The organism is Bradyrhizobium sp. GW821-FHT13H06 (genome assembly GCF_058803975.1).
This window is the reverse complement of sequence record NZ_JBXAPN010000007.1, coordinates 1-21,344: the sequence shown is the minus strand read 5'-3', so window position 1 is coordinate 21,344 and position 21,344 is coordinate 1. Positions and strand designations below refer to the sequence as shown.

Sequence of the window (21,344 nt, the reverse complement as noted above, 5' to 3'; positions counted from 1 at the left end):
CGGTTCGGCGGGCGTGGCGGCACTGGCGCCGGCCCGTACCGTCGAATTTAAGGTTTTCCCAATTAAGGACTTCTTAAGTATGAGCCCTCAATTCGGCTTTTGCGTCGGCTTGCCCTCGATCTTGGGAAGATCGCCGGCCGAGGCGGACTGATCGCCGCCGCCATTGGCGCGGCGGGCCATCTCGACCGTCAGCCGCTCGGCCGCCTCCGGCGACATCAATCCCATGATGTCCGACATCTTGCGAGGCGCGATGGCCGAGGCGATCTCGATCAGCACGCCCATCTCGAGCCGGTCGAACACCCGCGCGGCATCCTTGGGCTTCATCCCCTCATACATGGTCACGAGGCCCTTCATGCGCTGGGCTTCGGCGGCCTTCTGCTCGGCCTGCGTCGCGGAGATGCGGGTTTCCACCGCCTTCATCTCCTCGACCTTGTTCTCGATGCGCTTCTCGGCCGATTTCAGCAGGCTTTCCCGAATGTCGATCTCGCGCTGGCGGGCTTCGATCTCCTGCCGCCGCGCCTGCAGCCGTTCCAGGATCGCACGTTCCGAGGCCGAGACCTGGGGCTGGCCTTCCTCCACCTTGACCACGGTGCCCTCGGGCTTGGTCTCCGGTGCGGCCGGCTTGGGCGCCTCCTTCGGCGCACCATGGGTCGATCCGGTGATGTCGGGGTCATCGCGACCGGTCGGGAAATTCAGATTCTCCTGCGCCCAGGATTTCTTGGTCTGGTTCGGCTTGTAGTCGAAGACGTAGCCGCCGTTGATCACGAGGCCCGCCACCTTCAGCGTGGCGAGGCCTGCGACGGCGACCAGGACGACCGGAATGACGCGGATGTTACGAAAGGACTTCATACCCAGGCTTTATGCGGCAAGGCCGTTGGATCGCCGGCGCTCGGAGAAGGCTTCGGCCGCAGCCGCCACCGCCTTCGCCGTCGACGGCTTGGCCGCAGGCGCGGCCGCTGTTTCGGGGTTCGTCACGGGACGCGCGGCGATCGCGATCTTGGACAGGCGCCGCACCACGTTGTCGGCCTCGCCGAGCTGCTTGTAGAGCTGGTCCGACATCTGCGTCGCGGCGGCGAGCTGGCTGCCCAGGTTCTCGTTGACATCGCGCACGGCCAGCTTCAGCCCGCCGATCGCGCGCTCGGCGATCTCCGTCGCCGTGATCAGCTCGCCGATGACCGCCTTCAGCGAATGCTCGTCCGCCTTCAGCCGCGTCAGCCGCTTGTTGAGCATGACGCAGTAGACGATCGTCAGCATCAGCAGGATAGCCACCAGCGTCTCGATCGCCATTCCCAGGGAGTGGTTCATGGGGCCTCCATCATCTTGTTCTGCTCGTCCACCTTCTCGAACATCGCCAGTGTCGTACTTGGCTTGCGCAAGGGTTTCGTCACGCGGATCGCGACGCGGTCGCCGACCCGACCCATCCGCCCCTCGGTCAGCGTGACGTCGCCGCAGCGCACGGTGACGTTGGCGTCGGCGCGCATGTCCAGCGGCAGCGTGTCGCCGACCTTGAGCCGCATCAGCTGCTTGAGCGGAATGTCGGCCTCGTAGAGCACCGCATCGACGGCGATCTCGGCCTGCACGATCTCGGTGGCGAAATGGCCTTCCCAGACCGGGTCGCGGCCGAACTTTTCGCCCATGAACATCTGGAGCAGGACGCCCCGGATCGGCTCGATGGTCGCGTAGGGCAGCAGCAGCTCGATATTGCCGCCGCGGTCTTCCATGTCGATGCGCAGGCGGACCAGGATCGCGGCGTTGGCGGGACGGCTGATCGCGGCGAAACGCGGATTGGTCTCGAGCCGGTCGATCGTGAAGGTCACCGGCGACAGCGGCCGGAACGCCTGCTCGGCATCGGAGAGCACCACCTCGACCAGCCGCTTGACCAGCTCGGTCTCGATCGTGGTGTAGGGCCGGCCCTCGATGCGGAGCTGGCTGGTGCCGCGGCGGCCGCCGAGCAGCACGTCGATCATCGAATAGATCAGGTTGGAATCGACCGTCGCCATGCCGAAGTTCTCCCACTCCTCGGCCTTGAAGACGGTGAGGACGGCGGGCAGCGGGATCGAGTTCATGTAGTCGCCGAAACGCACCGAGGTGATGCGGTCGAGCGAGACTTCGACGTTGTCGGAGGTGAAATTGCGCAGGGACGTCGTCATCAGCCGCACCAGGCGGTCGAAGACGATTTCGAGCATCGGCAGACGCTCGTAGGAGACCATCGCAGAATCGATGATCGCGCGAATGCCGGAATGATCGTCGAGCGTGACATCGCCGACGGTGAAGCCGAGGAGATTGTCGATCTCCTCCTGCGACAGCACCCGCTCGCCGGAGTTCTTGCCGGTGCCGAGATCGCGACTGCCGTCCTCGACCATGGCCGCCCATTGCAGGGCCATGGTTTCCGACAGCTCGTTCTCGGCGGCAGCCTTTGCGGCCTCGGCGGGATCCTCGGAATCGAGCGAGGCCTCCCACTGGGCGGCAATTGCATCCTGGTCGACCTGGTCGTTGCCCGCCATGATCCCTAGTCCGTCATGCTCACTGGACCACGACTTCCTTGAACAGCACCGCGCTGACCTGGATCGGGGCGACCGCCGCGTTGACGCGCTTGGTCAGCTCCTCCTTGAGGCGGAAGATGCCGGCGGAACCGTTGAGGTCGGAGGGGCGCAGCTCGCGCACATAGGTCTGGAAGATGTCGGTGACGCGCGGCATCGTCGGCTTGATCGCCTCGATCTGCTTCTCTTCCTTCAGCTCCAGCACGATCTTCAGCCGCAGATATTGCACGCGCTCGCCCGGCGCACCGGCGAGGTTGACCATCATGTCCGGGACGTCGACGAAGGCCGGCGGTTTCGGCGGCGGCGCGGCCTCGGCATGATGCTCGGCGTCGCCATGACGGAAGAAGAAGAACCAGGTCGCCGCACCGCCGCCGAGGACGGCGAGCAGCCCAACAGCCATGATGATGAGCTTGAGCTTGTTCTTCGGCGGAGCGGCTTCCGCGCCGTCGGCGGCTGCGCCGCCCTCCTCATTCTCTGCCATGGTTGCCGCGCTCGTTCATTTCTCAAAGGGGTCGAAAGAGCGAAGCCTCCTGGCAGACAGTGACGCGATACAAATGCCCCAGCGCAATGCGCTCCTCTGATGCGCAAACGCTACGGTAATAATGGTTAACGGAACCTTTCGATTGGGCCTCCGCTAGGAAAAATCTGCCGGGCAAACATGGCTAACAGAACCTTTCTGCCGCCCTTCCGCGCCCCTCAAAAATCAGCAACCATTTGAAATTTCGACGTCTTTCGAGTTGGCACGGCTTTCGCTGAGAGAGGGCCGAGACCTCACGGTTTGGGAGAACCCGAGGTCTCGTTCACGGGATCCGCCAAGGCGCTTGGGAGAGCGAAATGGCAGATCTCACTCAGGGGAGATTTTCCGATGCAGAACGCGCTTCTGATCGGCTTGTCACGGCAGATGACGTTGGAACGGCAGATGGACGTCGTCGCCAACAACGTCGCCAATGCCAACACCAACGGCTTCAAGGCCGACCATTCGCTGTTCGAGGAGTATCTCAACTCGAACGCACGTCATGACAATTTCATCGGTCGCGACCGCCGGATCTCCTATGTGCAGGATCGCGGCACCTTCCGCGACGTCGGCCAGGGGCCGATGGAGCCGACCAACAATCCGCTCGACATCGCGATCAACGGCAACGCCTATTTCGCGGTGCAGGCCAATGGCGGCGAGCTCTATACCCGCGACGGCAAGTTCTCGCTCAACAGCACCGGCCAGCTCGTCACCGCGAGCGGCAATCTCGTGCTCGGCAATGCCGGCCCGATTACCTTCCAGCCGACCGACCACGACATCAATGTCGCGCCCGACGGCACCGTCACGGTGCTCGAGGGTACGGCGCGGACCGACTCGATCCGCGGCAAGATCCGCATGGTGTCGTTCGACGATCCGGCCAAGCTGACCAAGCTCGGCGGCAATCTCTATGGCGCCGGCTCGGCCAACCAGCAGGCCGACACCAGGTCCACCTTGCAGCAGGGTTACATCGAGAAGTCGAACGTGAATGCGGTCGGCGAGATGACCCGCATGGTCGAGGTGATGCGCAGCTACACCGCCATCGCCAGCCTGCTCCAGCAGCAGAGCGACCTCCACAAATCGGCGATCGACAAGCTCGCCGACGTTCCGGCCTGATTGAAGGAGAACTGACATGCAGGCGCTTCACACCGCTGCGACCGGAATGGCGGCACAGGAACTCAACGTTCAGGTGATCTCCAACAACATCGCCAACCTGCGCACCACCGGCTTCAAGAAGCAGACCGCGGCGTTCCAGGACTTGATCTATGAGCACGTCCGCCGCGTTGGCGCCCAGTCGTCCGACCAGGGCACCATCCTGCCGGTCGGCGTCGACATCGGCGGCGGCGTCAAGACCGTCGGCACGCCGCGCAGTATGACGCAGGGAACGCTGTCGCAGACCGGCAACGACCTCGATCTCGCGATCTCGGGCGATGGCTTCTTCAAGATCCTGATGCCCGACGGCACCTACCAGTACACCCGCGACGGCACCTTCCAGATGGACAATCAGGGCCGCGTCGTCACCGCGCAGGGCAACCCGGTGCAGCCGACCATCACCATTCCGAACAACGCCTCGGGGATCTCCGTCAGCGAGCAGGGCCAGGTCTCGGTGACGCTGCCGGGTTCGTCGACCTCGTCGATCATCGGCCAGATCGGCGTCACGCGCTTCATCAACAAGGCGGGCCTTCAGCCCGTCGGCAACAACCAGTTCATCGAGACGCCCTCCTCCGGCGCGCCGCAGGACGGCACCGCCAACTCCGAGGGTTACGGCAAGATCACGCAGGGCAGCCTGGAGCAGGCCAATATCGACGTCGTCTCGGAGATGAGCGACCTGATCGCCGCGCAGCGCGCCTACGAGATGAACGCCAAGGTCATCAGCGCGGCCGACCAGATGATGCAGTCGACCACGGCGCTGTTCCGCTGAGGTGATGACGATGATCCGCACCACGCTCGCCTCGATCTCCACCCTTCTCATGCTGGCATTGCCGGCAGTGGCCGCCGACGAATTCATCGCCTCGCCGGCGCTGCGCGCAAGCGTCAACGTCACGTCGGACGTGGTGCGGATCGGCGATCTGATCGAGAACGCAGGATCCGCCGCGCTGATCCCGGTCTACCGGTCGCCCGATCTCGGCACCACCGGCACGCTGACGGTCGGCCAGGTGCTCGCCGTGCTGCGGGCAAAACAGGTGATCGGCGTCACGACCGGCGACATCAAGGAGGTCCAAGTCACCCGCCTCGCCCGCACGCTCGCGAGCAAGGACATCCAGAACGCGGTCACCGCTGCGCTCGAGCGCCGCTTCGGCCTCGGAGAAGCCGCCAACATCACCGTCACGTTCGACCGCAGCGTCGCCGAGATGCGGCTCGATGCCTCCAACACCGGCGCGCTCGAGCCGGTCGCAACCCGCTACGACGCCCGCAGCGGCCGTTTCGACATCGCTTTCGAGATTGCCAACGACAGCAACTCTGCGCCGACCAAGCTGCGCTTCACCGGCAGCGCGATCGAGACCGTGGAGGTGGCCGTGCTGACCCGCGACATCGACCGCGCCGAGCTTCTGAAATCCTCCGACGTCTCGCTGGAACGCCGGCCGAAGGCCGAGGTCACCGGGGAACCAGCCGCGCGCGACCGCAGCATCGGCATGCAGTTGCGCCGGCCGATGCGCGCGGGCACGCCGATCCGCGTCGCCGACATCGTCAAGCCCGACTTCGTGCTGCGCGATCAGGCCGTCACCATCATCTACCAGGTGCCCGGCCTCTATCTCACCACGCGCGGCAAGGCGATCGAGAACGGAGCCGAGGGCGACACCGTCAGCGTGCTCAATCTGCAATCCAAGCGCACGCTGACCGGCGTCGTCACCGGCCGCGGCCAGGTGACGGTCCAGGGTGGCAGTCAATCCGCGCCGATGGCGCCGGCCGTCGAGCAGACCTCGTCGATCAAGCGCGACGACGTGCCGCCGGCCGCAGCCCTGGCGCAGAGCCTGATCCAGACATCCGCGTCTCCGGCCCAGATCGCCCAGGCACAGATCCCGCAGCCCCCGATCCCGCAAGCTCGTCTCCCGCAAGCTCCAGCCAAGTCAGAGTAGGTCATGTCCACGTTCAGTTCGGCTTTCCGCCTTCGTCGCATCGCGATCTCTGCCCTGCTGCTGGCAACTTGTGCGCTGGCAAGCGGCTGCTCCTCGATCGACCGCCTGTCGCAGATCGGCGAGCAGCCGAAGCTGTCGGCGATCGACAATCCGACGACGCAGCCCGGCTACAAGCCGGTGCAGATGCCGATGCCGAAGCCGGAAGTTGCCTCCTACAATCCGAACTCGCTGTGGCGCAACGGCAGCCGCGCGTTCTTCAAGGACCAGCGCGCCCGCCAGGTCGGCGACCTCCTGACCGTGACCGTGAACATCACGGACAAGGCCAACATCGAGAACGACACCTCGCGCAGCCGCACCAACAAGGAAGATTCCGGAATCACGGACTTCATTGGCTCCCAAACGATCACCCAGGCCAACAAGATCCTGCCCGGCCGCATCCTGACAGCCGACTCGACCTCGTCCAGCGAGGGCAAGGGCAGCGTCGACCGCAAGGAAGCCCTGCAAACCAACGTCGCCGCCGTGGTGACCCAGGTGCTTCCGAACGGCAACCTGGTCGTCGAAGGCAAGCAGGAGATACGCGTCAACTTCGAGATCCGCGAGCTGATCGTGGCCGGCATCGTGCGCCCCGAGGACATCCAGAGCGACAACACCATCGACTCCACCAAGATCGCCCAGGCCCGTATCGCCTATGGCGGCCGCGGCCAGATCACCGACGTGCAGCAGCCGCGCTACGGCCAGCAAGTCATGGACGTGCTGCTGCCCTTCTAGTCCTCTCCCGAGCTCCCACATCGTGTTCGCGAACCTAGGCGCGAACGACGGTGTACTACGCGGCCCTCGCTAGCTCCCCTGGCGAGGGCCGCATGTGTTTCGGAGATGATGTACCGCGACGCATGACTTCGAGGCCAGTCGGTGTAATCAAGCGGCCCCAGCCTCCGTCATTGCGAGCGAAGCGAAGCAATCCAGACTGCCGCCGCGGAACGATACTGGATTGCTTCGTCGCGAAGGGCTCCTCGCAATGACGGTGGCGAGAGCTCACGTAAACTCCGCCTCCACCACGCCCAGCCCATCCAGCTCCATCCGCACCTTGTCGCCGGCTTTCAGCCACAGCGTCTTGACCAGGCTGCCCGTCAGCACGAGTTGCCCCGCATGGAGACCCTTGCCCTCGGCGGCGAGATGGTTGGCGAGCCAGGCGAGCGCGTTGTGGGGATGGCCGAGCACGTCGGCGCCGGTGCCCTGGCTCACCTCCTCGCCGTTGATGATGGCACGGCCCTTGACCACCTTCAGGTCCGGAACCGACGAGCGCGGCACCGACGGACCCAGCACGCAGCCGGCGGCGAAGAAATCGTCGGCAATCAAGGTCGGCGCGCCCATCGTTTCCCACTTCACGTAGCGATCGTCGACGATCTCGATTGCGGGATGATAGGCATCGACCGCCTCGCCGACCCATTCGGCCGTGAACGGCGCCTCGCCGGCGGCAAGGTCGCGCTTGAGCCGCACCGCGATCTCGCATTCAACGCCGACCCGGACATAGTTGGAGGTGGCGAGCTTGGCGCCGCTGTCATGGACCCCCTTCTGGAACACGCCACCGCCGCAGGGGTGCGGAATGCCGATGTAGTCCTGCATCACCTGGCTCGTGCAGCCGATCTTGTAGCCGACGAGCGGACCGAGATGCGGCAGCAGGAGATCGTGCAGGGCGCGCTGGACCTGATAGCCCTCGGCTTCATCAGCAGGAGGACGCTCCAGCGCCGCGAGCGGCGCATGGTTGCGGCGCGCCAGCGCGATCGCCTTTGCGGCTTGGAGTATCCTGTCCATCGGCGCCGGCTCCCACGCTACGCATTCGAAGGCGACACTTCAGCATCCCCGCCCGGGCGTGACAAGTCGGGGGCAACCTCACGCCTTGACCAGGCCGAGCCGGATCAGGCTCTCGGCGGTCGCAAGGATCGCCTCGTGGTTGGAACGGGGCTCCCAGCCGAGCAGCGACCTCGCCTTGGCGCTGGTGGAACGCCGCACCCTGCCGAGCATCGGCACGACCGCACGCAGCAGGGGAATCCGGGTCGCGGCCAGCCGCACCAGCCAGTCGGGGGCCTGAAGCCGCGGAACCCGGCGAGCGGACGGCCCGAGTTCCCGCCGCAGCACCTTGGCGATATCGAGGATCGACATCGTTTCACCGGAGACCGCGATGAAGCGCTCGCCCCTGGCCTCGGGCGCCGTCATCGCGCGCAGGTGCAGATCGGCGACATCGCGCACGTCGACCACGCCGAAATAAACCCGCGGCACCGCCGGCATGGCGCCGTCGAGCAGCGATTTGACGATCTCGATCGAGCCGGAGAAGTCCGGCCCCAGCACGGGACCGAAAATGCCGGCGGGATTGACCACCGACAGTTCGAGGCCGCCGCCCTCGCGCGCGATGAAATCCCAGGCCGCCCGCTCGGCCAGCGTCTTGGATTTGATGTAGGGCTGCAGGCCGGGACCATCGAGATCGGTCCAGTCGGTCTCGTCGAACGGCTTTTCACGCGGCGGATGGCCGTAGCCGATCGCGCCCAGCGACGAGGTGATGACGACGCGCCTGACGCCGGCCTCGCGCGCGGCGCGCAGCACCCGCAGCGTGCCGTCGCGGGCCGGGACGATCATCTCGTTCTCGTCCTTGGGCACGCTGGTCGACAGCGGCGAGGCGACGTGCATGACGTAGTCGCACCCGTCGATCGCCTCGCGCCAGCCCGCGTCTGCCGTGAGGTCCGCCGTGAAGAAGGACACGGTTTCCGGCGAAGCCGCCCCGCCCTCGCGCAGCATCGCCAGCACGTCGTCCCGACGATCGGGCCGGCGTACCGTCGTCCGCACGGCATGGCCCGCGGCCAGAAGTTGCAGGACGACGTGAATGCCGACGAAGCCCGACCCGCCGGTGACCAGAACAGTGCTCATTGCCAAATTCCCCTCGATGCGAGGGTCGGCGGATCGGTTCCGATGCGGCCCTGCTCAAGGCCGCATCTGGTCACTATCTCCAAGGGGACAAGTAGAATGGATTTCGAGACCGGTATGGAAAACCTGACCAGCAACTGCGACCACGACTGCGATTGCAGCCCAGATCCTGCCCTGCTCGGCGACTTCAAGCGCGCCATCCACGCCCTCGGCGGCAAGTGGAAACTGGAGATCCTGTCTACGCTGATGAACGGCGCGGTTCGCTTCGGTGCCTTGCGACGATCGATCGGCGGCATCACCCAGCACATGCTGACCACGCAGCTTCGCGAGCTCGAGCAGGATGGCCTCGTATCGCGCATCGTCCTCACGGAGAAACCCTTGAGGGTCGAGTACGAGCTGACGGATGCGGCTTACGGCCTCTTGCCGGCATTTAAGGAAATATTGAGCTGGTCCAGGCTTTATGGGGACGCGCGCCTCCTGGCGTCGCGGCAGACCTGATTGCAGCGATGCTTGATGCAGCTGGATCGGCGTCTCACCATTCGAGCCGATGTCGTTGATGCGACTCGCAAAACCTGTCCCACATGAAGTGAAGGCTGTTTCTGATCCGAACTCACGTGAGCTCGGAGGAATCGAGTCTAGCCCATTGATCGTGATTCACTTTTCGCGATCACGCTTCGCACGTTGCCGCGCGGCTGCAAGCGGCAGGCAAAATGCGGATCACGGCGCCAAACGGCGCCTTGCGTCCCAAAAACAAAGAGCCGCACTTGGCGGCCCGGGCTCTATTCGTCGCGATAGACCTTCTCGCGTTTCTCGTGGCGCTCCTGCGCTTCCACCGAGAGCGTTGCGATGGGCCGGGCTTCGAGCCGCTTCAACGAGATCGGCTCGCCGGTTTCCTCGCAATAGCCGTAGGTGTTGTCCTCGATGCGCTGGAGCGCGGCGTCGATCTTGGCGATCAACTTGCGCTGGCGGTCGCGGGCGCGGAGTTCGATGGCACGGTCGGTTTCGGACGATGCCCGATCGGCGAGATCGGGGTGGTTCACGTTCTCCTCCTGCAAAGCCTGCAGGGTGAGCTTGGACTCTTTGAGGATCTCATCCTTCCAGGCGAGGAGCTTCAAACGGAAGTACTCCTTCTGCCGGTCGTTCATGAAAGGCTCTTTGTCGGTCGGTCGGTAGTTTTTCAACTTTTCCAAGGGAGGCCTATCTGTCTAAGCAACGACTCGCAAACGGAACGGGGTCCGTCGAGCGGGGCGTTATATAGCGGCCTCCTGTGACAGACAATATTTCCCCTCGTCGCCCGGGTGCCGCCCCCAAGCCCTTGCACAGGAAGGTTTATCCTGGAGGGACCTGGGGGGCGGCTGACGGCTCAATAGCCGACCGTGAAGCGCTGCCTCGGATGGGCGGGCCGCTCGATCTCATCGGCGAGCGCGATGGCGTAGTCGGCGAAGGTGATCCAGCTCTTTCCATTCGCATCTGCGAGAAGCTGGTCGGTCCCAAGCCGGAACTTGCCCGTGCGTTCCCCCTCGACGAACAAAGCCGACGGCGAGATGAAGGTCCAATTCAGGTCCTTTTCCTGCCGCAGCAGGTCGAGGAAGGCCGAGCCCGCCTCCGCCTCAGCCTTGTATTGGGTAGGAAAATTGGGAGTCGTGACCAGCTTCACGCCTGGGGCGACCTCGAGGCTGCCGGCGCCGCCGACCACGAGGTAACGACCGATCTTGGCGTCCTTCGCCGCACCGATCAGCTTGAGCGGGTCACTGGCCAGGAAGTGCACGGAACTCACGGCGACGTCATGCCCTGCCCACAGCTTGGCCAAACCGGCTTGGTCGAGCACATCCCCCTTGGTCGGCGTGACGTTGGGCAGGGCTGCGATCTTCTCGGGGTTCCGGGCGATGGCTGTGACGGCGTGGCCGCGGCGGGACAGTTCCCTGGTGATCTCCGACCCGGCCCGGCCCGAGGCGCCGGCGACTGCGATTTTCATGGAAGGCTCCTTTGCTTCTATAGTAACTATCAGTAACTAGATATCGCAAAGGATGCTGGTGTTAAGAGAGCACTTTGTGCTTACCTGATTACGCTGGAGTAACCGGCATGCATATTCGCAAGCGACCAGACTCTCCGAGGACCGACGATGAAACCCGACGTTTACGCAGCGAACTGCCCTACCCGCCAGATCCTCGATCGCGTCGGCGACAAATGGGCGGTGCTGATCCTCTTGCTCCTGCGCGAGGAGCCGATGCGCTTCAATCAGTTGCGCCGCACGATTGAAGGCATCTCGCAGAAGATGCTGAGTCAGGTTCTCAAGTCGCTCGAACGCGACGGCCTGATCAGGCGCCATGCCATCGCGACCGTTCCTGTCACGGTGGAGTATTCGATCACGCCGCTCGGGCTGACGCTGGCCGCGGCGGTCGATCCACTGCGCGATTGGGCCGAGCAGAATCTGAAGGACGTGCTCGCGGCGCAGCGCCGCTACGATGCGCAGCAGAAGGAGGAAGCGGCGTAGACGCTAGGCCTGCCCGGCCTTCGCGAGCTCGACTTCGACGCGCAACTCGATCTCCGAGAGCACGGAATCGAGTCCGGCATCGCCCGACGAGGATTTGAGGTTCGCCGCAGCATCACGCAGACGCATCACGGTCGAGGCGTCGAGGTTTCCGGCCAGCAGTCCCATCTTCAGATCGTCGAGCACGTCGAGCGCGGTCCTGCCGCGGGCGACCGAGCGCTTGCGGCGCTCGACCGGATCCTCTTCGACGCCCTGCAATGCCAGCAGCGCGTCGATGTTGGCGGTGGCCTTCGGTGCGGCAGCGCTCCGCGTCTCCTGCGCCGACGAGGTGTCGGGCAGCACGAAGGTGCCGGAGCCGGTCCGCCTGGCCTGGCTGGCCGGCGTTCCCAGCGTGGTTCCGTTCGGTCCGTAGATGCGCATCGGAAGGAATCCGGGTGATCGATGCCGGAGCTTCGCCGTTTTATGGTTAACGGCCCGTAAACAGCCCGGCAAAATCTGCCGACAGGCGGCAGTTTCGCTCCTCAGGCACAACACCCGCTGACACCGGTCGAAACAGATTTATTCAACCTATTCAGCGATCTATCCCGAAGCCCCGGGTTGGCACAGCGCTCGCAAGGAAAGCGCCGGACCAGCTCGTCATGGGAGTGTCGTGCAGGTCCTTCGGATTTGAGGAGCCTCTTTAGGAGCCTTGGGGAGCAGAGGATGCCAGGCGTTCGTTGGGTGAGGATTGTTGGGGTGGCCTGCGCCGCGCTGTCAGCGCTGGCGCTCTCGGTCACGCCTGCAAGCGCGACATCGCGCATCAAGGACCTCGCCAACATCGAGGGCGTGCGGCAGAACCAGCTCATCGGCTACGGCCTCGTCGTCGGCCTCAACGGCACCGGCGACACGCTCAACAACATCCCCTTCACCAAGCAATCGCTGCAGGCGATGCTCGAGCGCATGGGCGTCAACATCCGCGGCGCCACCATCCGCACCGGCAACGTCGCGGCCGTGATGGTGACCGGCAACCTGCCGGCCTTCGCCACCCAGGGCACGCGCATGGATGTCACCGTCTCCGCGCTCGGCGACGCCAAGAACCTCCAGGGCGGCACCCTGCTCGTGACCCCCCTCCTGGGCGCCGACGGCAACGTCTATGCGGTGGCGCAGGGTTCGCTCGCGATCTCCGGCTTCCAGGCCGAGGGCGAGGCGGCCAAGATCGTGCGCGGCGTTCCGACCGTCGGACGCATCGCCAACGGCGCCATCATCGAGCGCGAGATCGAGTTCGCGCTCAATCGGCTGCCGAACGTGCGCCTGGCGCTGCGCAACGCCGACTTCACCACCGCCAAGCGCATTGCGGCTGCGGTCAACGACTATCTCGGCGTCAAGACCGCCGAGCCGATCGACCCCTCGACGGTGCAGCTGTCGGTCCCGCCGGAGTTCAAGGGCAACGTCGTCGCATTCCTCACCGAGATCGAGCAGCTCCAAGTCGATCCCGATCTCGCCGCCAAGATCATCATCGACGAACGGAGCGGCATCATCGTGATGGGCCGCGACGTCCGCGTCGCCACCGTCGCTGTGGCGCAGGGCAACCTCACCGTCACCATCTCCGAGAGCCCACAGGTCAGCCAGCCCAACCCGCTGTCGCGCGGCCGCACCGTGGTCGCGCCGCGCAGCAGCGTCACCGTCACCGAGGACGGCAAGAAGCTGGCCGTCGTCAAGGACGGCGTCTCGCTCCAGCAGCTCGTCGACGGTCTCAACGGCCTCGGCATCGGTCCCCGCGACATGATCAGCATTCTCCAGGCGATCAAGGCCGCCGGTGCGATCGAAGCCGACATCGAGGTGATGTGATGCAGGCAGGCTCCATCAACACCCCGCGCGCCACCACCGCTTCGGCGTTCTCGGTGGAGAGCCGCAACGGCCGGCCGGACTTCGAGCTCGCCGCCGCGCTGCAGAAGGTCTCACCGCAGCAGCAGGCCAAGGCGCAGAAGACCGCCACCGATTTCGAGGCGATGTTCCTCAACAGCATGTTCTCGCAGATGACCTCGGGCCTGAAGGGCGAAGGTCCGTTCGGCGATACGCCCGGCACTGGCGTGTGGCGCTCGATGCTGACCGAGCAATATTCCAAGAGCTTTGCCCAGGCCGGCGGCGTCGGCGTCGCCACCGAAGTCTACCGCACCCTGATCACGCAGCAGGCGAAAACGATCCGCACGGCATAAGGTCAAACGAAATGAACCATTTCCACGCCTCACGTCAGCCGATGCAAGCCCAGAGTCCGAACACCGCGCCCGGCAGCACCGAGGCGCGCAAGCTCGCCGAAGGCCTGATGGACGCAATGAGCGCGCTGCTCGGACTGATCGAGCGCGAGACCGAGCTCGTTCGCGCCGGCAAGGTCCGCGAGGCGATGACGCTCGAGAGCAAGAAGCAGGAGCTGTCGCGCAATTACGTCGGCGCCGTCAGCCAGCTGAAGGCGAACCAGGCCCAGCTCGCGAAATCCGCGCCGGAGCTGCTCTCGACGCTGCATCGCCACCACGATGCGTTTCGCGCGATGCTCCAGGTCAATCTCACCGTGCTCGCGACCGCGCACGCCGTCTCCGAGAGCGTCGTGCGCGGCGTCAACGCCGAGATCCAGAAGCGCAACGTGCCGAACACCTATACGGCCGCGGGACGCCGCGCCGCGCCGGGGCCGCGCCACATCACCCCGCTCGCGGTCAGCCGCTCGCTCTGAGCGCACAGGACAAGCGACATTTTTACGAAATATTGCGCGGCGATAGCGTCGCACGGTTAGTCACGTTTCCTTACCAGGTCTTCAAACCTGGTGTTCCATGGTTGCGCTATTAGAGGGGTTGGGATTTGACTCAAGTAAGGCAACCAGGAGGCTGCCATGAGTACAGATTTCAGCATCAGGCCGGTGGGGATCCCGGCACCCGCGCAGATCGTACCGACGTCCAACGTGGCGGCGAACGAGGCTGTGCAAACGGATCTTCCGGTGAGCCAGACGGTCGCCGCGAGCGATACGGGCGCGCCTGTGCGCAATGATCTGCCGAACCACGAGAACGTCTCGCGCCAGGTCGTGTTCGACCAGGCGGCCGCGTCCTTCGTCTTCCAGGTCGTCAACGCCAAGACCGACGCGGTGGTAACCCAGTTCCCCGACGAGGCGATGCTGCGCCGGCGCGCCTATTTCCATGCTCTGGATATGAAGTCCGAACCGTCGCGTCCGCTCAGCACGGACGTCAGCGCCTGACGACGAGGTGTCGACCGTCACGACGGCGGATCGACACCAGTCGAGTCCGCCGCAAGTTCGGTGGCGATGTCATTGATCCGCCCCAGCGCCGGCTTCCGTCAGCGTCGACCTGGTCCGCGGTCGGCAAATGCTCGACCACGACCGCTCTGCGTCACGGCCGTCCGGACAGGCCTGCAGCGATGTTGCGGTTGATCTCGATCAGCGGGCGGAAATGATCGAACTGCGGGCTCATCTGCAGCGCGGCCGTCTGGCTCAGCACGAACACGCTGATGTTGGCGATCTTCTGCCGGACGTCGATCGGCTGCGGATTGGTGTCACGCATCGCCTCGCTCAGGAAGATGGTCCAGAGCTTGCGGTTGAACATCAGGGCCTGCATGGTCTGCTCGCTGAGCGGATCGGCGTTGTTCACCGCGTCCTGGAGCTTGTTGGCCGCCTTGAGCAGGGTCTGCGCCTCGATGTCCCGAGGAGATGCGGTGGTCGTTGCAACACGCGCATAAGCCGAGGCAGCGGAATTCGACATCAATCACACCCTGGACGTTACCTAACGCGTTCTACGCGCTTAAGGATTTCTTTCCCAACCCTAGGCAGCACCGCTTAAGATTTGCTTACGTGTTGTGCTTGGAAGCACTCCGGACAATTACGGGGCACGGAGCTCTTCGTCGGCGCAACGCTAGATGCACGCACGCACGATGTAAACTCGCTCGGCGTGATGCGCATCGATCTCAGCTAATCTTGTCTTAGCGATCTCCCTTAAAAGAACGGCGGAGCGTTAGCTCCGCCGCGAAATCTCGAGTAGCGAACTTGCGCCGCGAAATTAGCGGAGCAGCTGCAACACGCTCTGTTGCGACTGGTTGGCCAGCGACAGCGCGGAGACCGCGATCGACTGGCGAGTCGAAAGCGCCTGGCTGTTCGCCGCTTCCTCATTGGTGTCGGCGAGCGTCAGATTGGACGAGCCGGTCTGCAGCACGTTGATCAGGTTCTTGGAGAAGTCCTGACGCACCTGCACGATCGACAGGTTCGAACCGAGGGTGGAGCCTTCCGAGCGCAGCGTGCTCGAGGCTGCATTCAGGCTGGCCAGCACCTTGTTGGTGGCGCCGTTGTCGATGAAGTCGACGCCGTTGACGAGATTGCTGAGACCGAGGCCCGCCGCATTGAACACCACGCCGTTGATGCTCAGCGTGGAGCTGCCGGTCTCGTTGAAAACGAGCTTCAGCGTGTCGCCGTTGAGCAGGTTGACGCCGTTGAAGGAGGAGTCCTGCGACGTCGTGTCGATCTGGGCCAGGATGTTGTTGAACTGGTTGACCAGGTTGGAGCGCGCGGTCTGCGCCACCGGATCCTGGACCGGCGGCTGCGCGGTGGTGAAGGCCAGAACACCGGTGATCGTGCCGCCGACCGCGCCGCCCGCGAGGGTCGAACCGAGCGTCGACGAGGCGTATTCGTTGACGGTGGTCACCGTGAGCACGCCGTTGGCATCGATCGTCGCCGTCAGGTGGTTGGCCTGCAGCTGCGCGTTGAGCTGGTCCAGCGTCTTGACGGTGCCGTTGGTGCCGTCGCCGAAGGTGACGTTCACCGGGGTGCCGCCGTTGAACGAGGTGAAGGTCAGCGTCTTGCCGCTGATGCCGCCGACGCCGGACGTGCGGGCCGCAGTAAAGGCAGTCGCCGTTCCCGTATTGCCGCTGAGACCGAATGCGCCGAGGGCATTGCCGGTACCGGTGATCGAGAGATCGGCGTTGACGCCGGTAGAAAGCGCAAGCTGACCGCTGCTGTTGACCGACGACGGGATCTGGCCTGCAGTGGTCGACAGCGTCGCCGCGCCGTTGAAGATGCTGGCGGTCTTGACGCCGGTCGCGAGGTCGACGGCGTTGAGCAGGTCGGTCAGCGTCGCGCTCTGGATGTAGACGGTCGAATTGCCGTTGCCGTCCGTGACGATGTTGCCGCTGACGCCACCCGACGTGACGCTCGCGGCCGACTGCGGCGTCTGCGCGTTCTTGAAGGTGATGGTGTGGCCGTCGATGTTCAGCGTCGAGCCGTCCTGCACCAGGGTGCCGAGCGAACCCGCGGTGGTCGACCGGGCCGCGGTGACGTTGGCGTTGCCGGCGCCGGTTGCGGACGTCAGACCGAGCGCCTTGAGGAAGTCGGCCTTTCCGGTCACGCTCAGATCGGCGCCGGTCGAGCTCTTCAGGGTGACCTGGCCGCCCGCGATCGACGATGCCACCTGCAGCGTGCCGACGGGACCGGCCGAGCCGCTGACCGAGATGGTCGCGGCGCCGGCGCTGATCGCGGCGCTCTTGACGCCGCTCGCCAAGTCGATCGCGCTCAAGAGGTCGTTGACAGTGCCGGTGGGCGCGGCGGCCGTGCCCATATAGACGATCGAGTTGCCGTTGCCGTCAGTGGCGATGTGGCCGCTGGCATCCAGGCCCCAGCCGGTCGGCTGCGTCGCGGGCGCCGCGCCGGTCCGGAACGTAATGGTCTTGCCGTTGACGGTGATCGAATCTCCGTCGGCCGGCGACGAGCCGAGGGTGCTGGCCGCCGTGGTGCCGATCAGCGTCGCGCTGCCGGTCAGGGCAGTGGTGCCGTCGGCCATGGTTGTGGCAACGCCGGTCAACGTGCCCGCCGTCGAGCCGAGCGATGCACCGAGGGCGGCGGCGGCCGTAACCGGCGTCACGCCACCGGGGGCACCCGTATAGAGCACGTTGCTGTTGGCGGTTGCGCTCGCATAGGACGTCGTGCCGCGCAGATCGGCCGGCGTCGCACCGGGAATCGTGGTCGAGACGTTCGACTTGGTGGAATAGCCGACGGTGGTCTGCAGCGCCTGGTTGGCGATCGATTTCGCGCTGTCGATCAGCTTTTGCAGCGAGGTGATGCCGGTGTTGGCGGCCTGGAGCACCTGCACGCCGTTGTTGATGCCGTCGAGCAGGTTGCTGATGTCGCTCGCCCGGTTGTCCAACCCCTGCGCCGTGAAGAAATTGGTGGGATTGTCGAGCGCCGTATTGACCTTTTTGCCGGTCGACAACCGCTCCTGCGTCGTGGCCAGCAAGTCGGCCGTCGACTGCAGCGACAACAGGTTCTGGCGAACGGACGCCGAGAGAACGATGTTGGACATTGGCGAGTCTTCCTCTTGAACCGGATACGAATCGGCCGCGCGGTCTGCAAAGCGGGGCTTTGGTCCAGTTTTAGAAGGTGTCCTTTAAAGTATGGTTAACGCCGGTTTAAGGGATAGGGTTAATGGCGGGTGAAGGCCCCTGCCCGCCTCCAAATGCAAAAAGAGCGGCGGGGCAAATGGCCCCGCCGCTCGATTTTACCTCGTAATTTCAGTTGCTTACTAGCGGAGCAGCTGGAGCACGCTCTGCTGCGACTGGTTGGCCAGCGACAGCGCGGAGACCGCGATCGACTGACGGGTCGACAGCGCCTGGCTGTTGGCGGCCTCGACGTTGGTGTCGGCCAGGGTCAGGTTGGACGAGCCGGTCTGCAGCACGTTGATCAGGTTCTTGTTGAAGTCCTGACGGATCTGCACCACCGAGAGGTTCGAGCCGAGGCTCGAGGCTTCCGAGCGCAGCGTGCTCGACGCGGCGTTCAAATTGGTCAGCACCCTGTTGGCGGCGGCGTTGTCGATGAAGTCGACGCCGACGGTCAGCGCGGCGAGGCCGAGACCCTTCGAGTTGTAGGTCACCCCGGTGATGTTCAGGCTCGACTTGCCGGTCTCGTCGAACACCAGCTTGAGCTGGTCGCCGTTCAAGAGGTTGACGCCGTTGAACGAGGAGTCCTGCGCGGTCGTGTCGATCTGGTTCAGGATGTTGTTGTACTGAGATACCAGGTTCGCACGGGCCGTCTGTGCGACCGCATCCTGGACGGGCGTGGAAGCCGTCGAGAACGTCAGCGCCGAGGTCAGCGTGCCGCCGATCGCACCGCCCGCTGCAGTCGAGCCGAGCGTCGAGGAGGCATAGTCATTGGACGCCGTGATCGTCAGCAGGCCATTGGCGTCGATCGTCGCGGACAGGTTGTTGGCCTGAAGCTTCGAGTTGAGCTGGTCGAGCGTCTTGACCGTGCCGTTGGTGCCGTCGCCGAAGGTGACATCGACCGCCGTACCGCCGTTGAAGGAGGTGAAGGTCAGGTTCTTGCCGCTGATGCCGCCGATGCCGGAGGTACGGGCCGCCGAGAACGCCGTCGCATTACCGGTGTTGCCCGAAAGACCAAACACTGCCAGCGCGTTGCCGGTGCCGGTGATCGACAGGTCGGCATTGATGCCGGTCGAGAGCTGGAGCTGGCCGCTGGTGTTGATCGACGACTTGCTCTGGCCGGTTGCGGTATTCAGTGTCGCCGCACCGTTGGCCGCAATCGACGCGGTCTGCACGCCGGTGGCGAGATCGATCGCGTTCAGCACGTCGGCGACAGTGCCGGCCTGGAGGTAGACGGTCGAGTTGCCGTTGCCATCGGTGATCACGTTGCCGCTCTTGCCGAACCCGGCTGGAATGGCCGGCGCACCTGTCGAGCCCGGAACCGGCGCGTTCTTGAAGGTGATGACGTGGCCGTCGACGTTCAGCGATGCGCCGTCGGTGATCAGCGATCCCAGTGAGCTCGAGCTCGTCGTGCGGGTGACGCTCAGCGACGCATTGCCGCCGCCGGTCGCGCTGGTGAGGCCCAGCGCCTTGAGCAGGTCGGCCTTGCCGGTCAAGGATAGATCGGCACCGGTCGAGCTTTTGATCGTGGTGATACCCGCGGCAATCGAGGAGGGCGTCTGGCCCGCGCTGTTCGCGATCGTCGCCAACCCGCTTGCGATGACCGAGGTGTTCACGCCGCTGGCGAGGTCGATCGCGGTCAGGAGGTCGTTGACGGTCGCGGCCGGGGTGGCGGCGGTGCCGAGATAGACGGTGGTGTTGCCGTTGCCGTCGGTCACGAGATTGCCGCTGAGGCCCGAGCCGCTCGGGACCGCGGCCGCCAAGGGGGCCGAGCCGGAGCGGAAGGTGATGGTCTTGCCGTTCACCGTCAGCGTGTCGCCGTCGGCGGGAGCCGAACTGATCTTCGTGGCGGCGGTGGTGCCGATCAGGGTCATCGTGCCTGTCACGGCGGTGGTGCCGTCGGCAGCGTTCACGGCAACCGTATTCGAGAACGTACCCTGGGTCGCGCCGAGAGTGGTGGTTGCGACGGCCGCGGTAACGCCGCCCGCCGTGCCGTTATACAGCACGTTGCTGTAGGCGGTCGCGCTGGCATAGGAGGTCGTGCCGCGCAGGTCGGCGGCGGTTGCGCCCGCGATCGTGGTGGAGACGTTGGACTTGGTGGAGTAGCCGACCGTGGTCTGCAGCGCCTGGTTGGCGATCGACTTGGCGCTGTCGATCAGCTTCTGCAGCGAGGTCAGACCGGTGTTGGCGGCCTGCAGCACCTGCACGCCGTTGGCGATGCCGTCGAGCAGGTTGTTGATGTCGCTGGCGCGGTTGTCGAGCGACTGGGCGGTGAAGAAGTTGGTGGGATTGTCCAGCGCCGAGTTGACGCTCTTGCCGGTCGACAGACGGTTCTGTGTGGTGGCGAGGAGGTCGGCGGTGGACTGGAGAGAGAGCAGGTTCTGACGAACCGACGCAGAGAGAACAATACCGGACATGACTCTTACCCTTCTGGCTTACGCGTCTTCGTTCGATCGCTTCGGACCGAGTGACGGGCACAGCCTGCGCGGACATGGCTAACAAAGGGTGAAACGCGTCTCGCCGGCATAAGCGGCGGTTCACCATAAGCTGCCGGAAGGCGCGGATGGCATCGACAATCCGTCTGAAATAATTGGCGTTTCTCTGCGCTTACGCTCCATTAACCATAACCGCTGGTTACTTTTCAGAGCGTCTCCTGGTTTCTCGAAATATCGAATGACATACGAAAAAGCGGCGGGGCCGAAGCCCCGCCGCCTGATCCTGCTTGCGATGTCGTCCGCGACTTAGCGGAGCAGCTGGAGCACGCTCTGCTGCGACTGGTTGGCCAGCGACAGCGCGGACACCGCGATCGACTGACGGGTCGACAGCGCCTGGCTGTTGGCCGCCTCGACGTTGGTGTCGGCCAGCGTCAGGTTGGCCGAACCGGTCTGCAGCACGTTGATCAGGTTCTTGTTGAAGTCCTGACGCACCTGCACGATGGTCAGGTTCGAACCCAGAGCGGAAGCTTCCGAGCGCAGCGTGCTCGACGCAGCGTTCAGGTTGGTCAACACCTTGTTGGTGGCAGCGTTGTCGATGAAGTCGACACCACTGGTCAGCGCAGCAAGGCCCAGACCCTTGGAGTTGTAGGTCACGCCGGTGATGCTCAGGCTCGACTTGGCGGTCTCGTCGAACACCAGCTTGAGCTGATCGCCGTTGAGCAGGTTGACACCGTTGAACGAGGAGTCCTGCGCGGTCGAGTCGATCTGCTGGAGGATGTTGTTGTACTGGTTGACCAGATTGGCACGCGAGGTCTGCGCGACGACGTCCTGGACGGGGGTGGAAGCCGTCGAGAAGGTGAGCGACGAGGTCAGCGTGCCGCCGATCGCACCACCCGCGGTGCTCGATCCGATGGTCGAGGACGCGTAGTCGTTGGTGGTCGAGATCGTCAGCAGGCCGTTGGCGTCGATCGTCGCGGA

General features: G+C 64.7%; 23 protein-coding genes. 10 read left to right on the top strand and 13 right to left on the bottom strand.

What is annotated here, in order from left to right:
• Positions 1–87: 87 nt before the first annotated feature.
• From AC1RQP_RS26420 to fliL, 4 genes are read right to left on the bottom strand one after another with little or no spacing between them, the layout of a single operon-like run.
• Entirely contained in the window at positions 88–849 is a 762-nt protein-coding gene (locus tag AC1RQP_RS26420) for a MotE family protein (RefSeq protein ID WP_239625097.1), read from the bottom strand.
• Between the two features lie 9 nt (positions 850–858).
• The gene (locus AC1RQP_RS26415; protein ID WP_035675328.1) at positions 859–1,305 is read right to left on the bottom strand and encodes a DUF6468 domain-containing protein; all 447 of its coding nucleotides are present in this window, start codon (positions 1,303–1,305) and stop codon (positions 859–861) included.
• The gene (fliM, locus tag AC1RQP_RS26410; RefSeq protein ID WP_024341022.1) at positions 1,302–2,504 is read right to left on the bottom strand and encodes a flagellar motor switch protein FliM; all 1,203 of its coding nucleotides are present in this window, start codon (positions 2,502–2,504) and stop codon (positions 1,302–1,304) included. The genes AC1RQP_RS26415 and fliM overlap by 4 nt, the downstream gene beginning before the upstream one ends.
• A gap of 19 nt (positions 2,505–2,523) precedes the next feature.
• Positions 2,524–3,021, bottom strand: coding sequence for a flagellar basal body-associated protein FliL (gene fliL, locus AC1RQP_RS26405; protein WP_239625099.1), 498 nt, complete (start codon positions 3,019–3,021; stop codon positions 2,524–2,526).
• 384 nt (positions 3,022–3,405) lie between these two features.
• On the opposite strand from fliL, the gene flgF reads away from it, so the two are divergent.
• Genes flgF through flgH form a run of 4 tightly spaced genes read left to right on the top strand, consistent with a single transcriptional unit; the run spans position 3,406 to position 6,896 of the window.
• Positions 3,406–4,167 carry a flagellar basal-body rod protein FlgF gene (gene flgF, locus AC1RQP_RS26400; RefSeq protein ID WP_492939310.1) on the top strand — a complete coding sequence of 254 codons (762 nt, stop codon included), beginning with the start codon at positions 3,406–3,408 and terminating at the stop codon, positions 4,165–4,167.
• A gap of 16 nt (positions 4,168–4,183) precedes the next feature.
• Positions 4,184–4,972 carry a flagellar basal-body rod protein FlgG gene (gene flgG / locus AC1RQP_RS26395; protein WP_028182232.1) on the top strand — a complete coding sequence of 263 codons (789 nt, stop codon included), beginning with the start codon at positions 4,184–4,186 and terminating at the stop codon, positions 4,970–4,972.
• Positions 4,973–4,982: 10 nt separating this feature from the next.
• Positions 4,983–6,128 (top strand): flagellar basal body P-ring formation chaperone FlgA, encoded by a 1,146-nt coding sequence (flgA, locus tag AC1RQP_RS26390; protein ID WP_492939307.1) that lies wholly within the window; start codon positions 4,983–4,985, stop codon positions 6,126–6,128.
• A gap of 3 nt (positions 6,129–6,131) precedes the next feature.
• Positions 6,132–6,896, top strand: coding sequence for a flagellar basal body L-ring protein FlgH (gene flgH / locus AC1RQP_RS26385; protein WP_239625103.1), 765 nt, complete (start codon positions 6,132–6,134; stop codon positions 6,894–6,896).
• A gap of 264 nt (positions 6,897–7,160) precedes the next feature.
• On the opposite strand, the gene AC1RQP_RS26380 is transcribed toward flgH, so the two are convergent.
• Together AC1RQP_RS26380 and AC1RQP_RS26375 are read right to left on the bottom strand one after the other, a co-directional pair.
• A complete protein-coding gene (locus AC1RQP_RS26380; RefSeq protein ID WP_239625105.1) occupies positions 7,161–7,940 on the bottom strand; it encodes a 2-keto-4-pentenoate hydratase in 780 nt (259 codons plus the stop codon).
• A gap of 78 nt (positions 7,941–8,018) precedes the next feature.
• On the bottom strand, positions 8,019–9,047 hold the full coding sequence (locus AC1RQP_RS26375; protein WP_492939305.1) for an SDR family oxidoreductase: 1,029 nt from the start codon (positions 9,045–9,047) through the stop codon (positions 8,019–8,021).
• Between the two features lie 96 nt (positions 9,048–9,143).
• On the opposite strand from AC1RQP_RS26375, the gene AC1RQP_RS26370 reads away from it, so the two are divergent.
• Positions 9,144–9,542 (top strand): winged helix-turn-helix transcriptional regulator, encoded by a 399-nt coding sequence (locus AC1RQP_RS26370; protein ID WP_492939303.1) that lies wholly within the window; start codon positions 9,144–9,146, stop codon positions 9,540–9,542.
• Between the two features lie 281 nt (positions 9,543–9,823).
• Here the strand turns inward: AC1RQP_RS26370 and dksA are convergent, their stop codons facing one another.
• Positions 9,824–10,189 (bottom strand): RNA polymerase-binding protein DksA, encoded by a 366-nt coding sequence (gene dksA, locus AC1RQP_RS26365; protein WP_085966600.1) that lies wholly within the window; start codon positions 10,187–10,189, stop codon positions 9,824–9,826.
• 218 nt (positions 10,190–10,407) lie between these two features.
• Positions 10,408–11,019: an NAD(P)-dependent oxidoreductase gene (locus AC1RQP_RS26360; protein WP_492939300.1), complete on the bottom strand. Its 612-nt coding sequence runs from the start codon at positions 11,017–11,019 to the stop codon at positions 10,408–10,410.
• A gap of 147 nt (positions 11,020–11,166) precedes the next feature.
• Here AC1RQP_RS26360 and AC1RQP_RS26355 point away from each other — a divergent pair, with 147 nt between their 5' ends.
• Positions 11,167–11,538 carry a winged helix-turn-helix transcriptional regulator gene (locus tag AC1RQP_RS26355; RefSeq protein WP_061023262.1) on the top strand — a complete coding sequence of 124 codons (372 nt, stop codon included), beginning with the start codon at positions 11,167–11,169 and terminating at the stop codon, positions 11,536–11,538.
• Between the two features lie 3 nt (positions 11,539–11,541).
• Here AC1RQP_RS26355 and AC1RQP_RS26350 read toward each other — a convergent pair whose 3' ends face one another.
• Positions 11,542–11,955, bottom strand: a complete 414-nt coding sequence (locus tag AC1RQP_RS26350) for a flagellar assembly protein FliX (protein WP_492939298.1) — start codon at positions 11,953–11,955, stop codon at positions 11,542–11,544.
• A 282-nt stretch (positions 11,956–12,237) separates the two neighbouring features.
• Between AC1RQP_RS26350 and AC1RQP_RS26345 the strand changes: the two genes are divergently transcribed.
• The 4 genes from AC1RQP_RS26345 (at position 12,238) to AC1RQP_RS26330 (ending at position 14,755) form a co-directional block, all read left to right on the top strand.
• Entirely contained in the window at positions 12,238–13,362 is a 1,125-nt protein-coding gene (locus AC1RQP_RS26345; protein ID WP_028181459.1) for a flagellar basal body P-ring protein FlgI, read from the top strand.
• On the top strand, positions 13,362–13,730 hold the full coding sequence (flgJ, locus tag AC1RQP_RS26340) for a flagellar assembly peptidoglycan hydrolase FlgJ (protein ID WP_492939296.1): 369 nt from the start codon (positions 13,362–13,364) through the stop codon (positions 13,728–13,730). Before AC1RQP_RS26345 ends, flgJ begins: the two co-directional genes overlap by 1 nt.
• Before the next feature lie 11 nt (positions 13,731–13,741).
• Positions 13,742–14,239, top strand: a complete 498-nt coding sequence (locus AC1RQP_RS26335; RefSeq protein WP_028181461.1) for a hypothetical protein — start codon at positions 13,742–13,744, stop codon at positions 14,237–14,239.
• A 156-nt stretch (positions 14,240–14,395) separates the two neighbouring features.
• Positions 14,396–14,755 (top strand): hypothetical protein, encoded by a 360-nt coding sequence (locus AC1RQP_RS26330; protein ID WP_239625117.1) that lies wholly within the window; start codon positions 14,396–14,398, stop codon positions 14,753–14,755.
• Positions 14,756–14,906: 151 nt separating this feature from the next.
• On the opposite strand, the gene flaF is transcribed toward AC1RQP_RS26330, so the two are convergent.
• The 4 genes from flaF to AC1RQP_RS26310 form a co-directional block, all read right to left on the bottom strand.
• The gene (gene flaF, locus AC1RQP_RS26325; RefSeq protein WP_028181463.1) at positions 14,907–15,275 is read right to left on the bottom strand and encodes a flagellar biosynthesis regulator FlaF; all 369 of its coding nucleotides are present in this window, start codon (positions 15,273–15,275) and stop codon (positions 14,907–14,909) included.
• Positions 15,276–15,569: 294 nt separating this feature from the next.
• The gene (locus AC1RQP_RS26320; RefSeq protein ID WP_239625119.1) at positions 15,570–17,858 is read right to left on the bottom strand and encodes a DUF1522 domain-containing protein; all 2,289 of its coding nucleotides are present in this window, start codon (positions 17,856–17,858) and stop codon (positions 15,570–15,572) included.
• A 219-nt stretch (positions 17,859–18,077) separates the two neighbouring features.
• A complete protein-coding gene (locus tag AC1RQP_RS26315; RefSeq protein WP_492939293.1) occupies positions 18,078–20,348 on the bottom strand; it encodes a DUF1522 domain-containing protein in 2,271 nt (756 codons plus the stop codon).
• A 324-nt stretch (positions 20,349–20,672) separates the two neighbouring features.
• Positions 20,673–21,344: flagellin (locus AC1RQP_RS26310; protein ID WP_492939291.1), on the bottom strand; the 672-nt coding region annotated here is incomplete at its 5' end.